This window comes from Stenotrophomonas sp. 62841_Sma, from assembly GCF_056482945.1.
In genome coordinates this window covers 360,001-362,500 of record NZ_CM151224.1, presented here as the reverse complement: position 1 = coordinate 362,500, position 2,500 = coordinate 360,001, and the positions used below count along the sequence as shown (strand labels likewise).

The window sequence follows — 2,500 nt, the reverse complement described above, 5'->3', positions numbered from 1 at the left end:
AACTTGAGGTTATATGGTCAAGCCTCTCGGATCATTAGTATCAGTTAGCTCAATACATTGCTGTACTTACACACCTGACCTATCAACCACGTAGTCTACATGGTTCCTTCAGGGGGCTTGTGCCCCGGGAGATCTCATCTTGAGGCGCGCTTCCCGCTTAGATGCTTTCAGCGGTTATCGCTTCCGAACATAGCTACCCGGCAATGCCACTGGCGTGACAACCGGAACACCAGAGGTTCGTCCACTCCGGTCCTCTCGTACTAGGAGCAGCCCCTCTCAAATCTCCAACGCCCATGGCAGATAGGGACCGAACTGTCTCACGACGTTCTGAACCCAGCTCGCGTACCACTTTAAATGGCGAACAGCCATACCCTTGGGACCGACTACAGCCCCAGGATGTGATGAGCCGACATCGAGGTGCCAAACACCGCCGTCGATATGAACTCTTGGGCGGTATCAGCCTGTTATCCCCGGAGTACCTTTTATCCGTTGAGCGATGGCCCTTCCATACAGAACCACCGGATCACTAAGTCCTAGTTTCCTACCTGCTTGATCCGTCGATCTTGCAGTCAAGCACGCTTATGCCTTTGCACACAGTGCGCGATGTCCGACCGCGCTGAGCGTACCTTCGAGCTCCTCCGTTACTCTTTAGGAGGAGACCGCCCCAGTCAAACTACCCACCATACACGGTCCCCGACCCAGATAATGGGCCCAGGTTAGAACGTCAAGCACGACAGGGTGGTATTTCAAGGATGGCTCCGCTGCAGCTAGCGCCACAGTTTCATAGCCTCCCACCTATCCTACACAGACGAACTCAACGTTCAGTGTAAAGCTATAGTAAAGGTTCACGGGGTCTTTCCGTCTTGCCACGGGAACGCTGCATCTTCACAGCGATTTCAATTTCACTGAGTCTCGGGTGGAGACAGCGCCGCTGTCGTTACGCCATTCGTGCAGGTCGGAACTTACCCGACAAGGAATTTCGCTACCTTAGGACCGTTATAGTTACGGCCGCCGTTTACTGGGGCTTCGATCAAGAGCTTCGCCTTGCGGCTGACCCCATCAATTAACCTTCCAGCACCGGGCAGGCGTCACACCCTATACGTCCACTTTCGTGTTTGCAGAGTGCTGTGTTTTTGATAAACAGTCGCAGCGGCCTGGTTACTGCGACCCTCTTCAGCTATAGCTCGCACGAGCCACCAAAAAGGGTGCACCTTCTCCCGAAGTTACGGTGCCATGTTGCCTAGTTCCTTCACCCGAGTTCTCTCAAGCGCCTGAGAATTCTCATCCTACCCACCTGTGTCGGTTTACGGTACGGTCTGCGTAAGCTGAAGCTTAGGAGCTTTTCCTGGAAGCGTGGTATCAGTGACTTCGCCTTAAAGGCTCGTCTCGGTGCTCGGTCTTGAAGGATCCCGGATTTGCCAAAGATCCAAACCTACCGCCTTTCCCCAGGACAACCAACGCCTGGTACACCTAACCTTCTCCGTCCCTCCATCGCACTTACGCGAGGTGCAGGAATATTAACCTGCTTCCCATCGACTACGACTTTCGTCCTCGCCTTAGGGGCCGACTCACCCTGCGCCGATTAACGTTGCGCAAGGAAACCTTGGGCTTTCGGCGTGCGGGTTTTTCACCCGCATTATCGTTACTCATGTCAGCATTCGCACTTCCGATACCTCCAGCAGACTTCTCAATCCACCTTCAACGGCTTACGGAACGCTCCTCTACCGCGCATAACAAAGTTATGCACCCCAAGCTTCGGTTCACTGCTTAGCCCCGTTAAATCTTCCCCGCAGACCGACTCGACCAGTGAGCTATTACGCTTTCTTTAAAGGGTGGCTGCTTCTAAGCCAACCTCCTGGCTGTCTGTGCCTTTCCACATGGTTTTCCACTTAGCAGTGAATTTGGGACCTTAGCTGTGGGTCTGGGTTGTTTCCCTTTTCACGACGGACGTTAGCACCCGCCGTGTGTCTCCCATACAGTCCGTCTCGGTATTCGGAGTTTGCAATGGTTTGGTAAGTCGCGATGACCCCCTAGCCATAACAGTGCTCTACCCCCGAGAGGATACATATGAGGCGCTACCTAAATAGCTTTCGAGGAGAACCAGCTATCTCCGGGTTCGATTAGCTTTTCACTCCTAATCACACCTCATCCCCTACCTTTGCAACGGGAGTGGGTTCGGGCCTCCAGTGCGTGTTACCGCACCTTCACCCTGGGCATGACTAGATCACCCGGTTTCGGGTCTACTGCCCGCGACTATGCGCCCTTATCAGACTCGGTTTCCCTTCGCCTCCCCTATACGGTTAAGCTTGCCACGAACAGTAAGTCGCTGACCCATTATACAAAAGGTACGCAGTCACTCCTTGCGGAGCTCCTACTGCTTGTACGCACACGGTTTCAGGTTCTATTTCACTCCCCTCTCCGGGGTTCTTTTCGCCTTTCCCTCACGGTACTGGTTCACTATCGGTCGGTCAGTAGTATTTAGCCTTGGAGGATGGTCCCC

At 53.8% G+C, this 2,500-nt stretch carries 1 rRNA gene (cut by a window edge); it reads right to left on the bottom strand.

What is annotated here, in order from left to right:
- Positions 1-13: 13 nt before the first annotated feature.
- Positions 14-2,500: ribosomal RNA gene (locus ACZK5G_RS01635) — 23S ribosomal RNA — on the bottom strand (it continues 393 nt past the right edge of the window).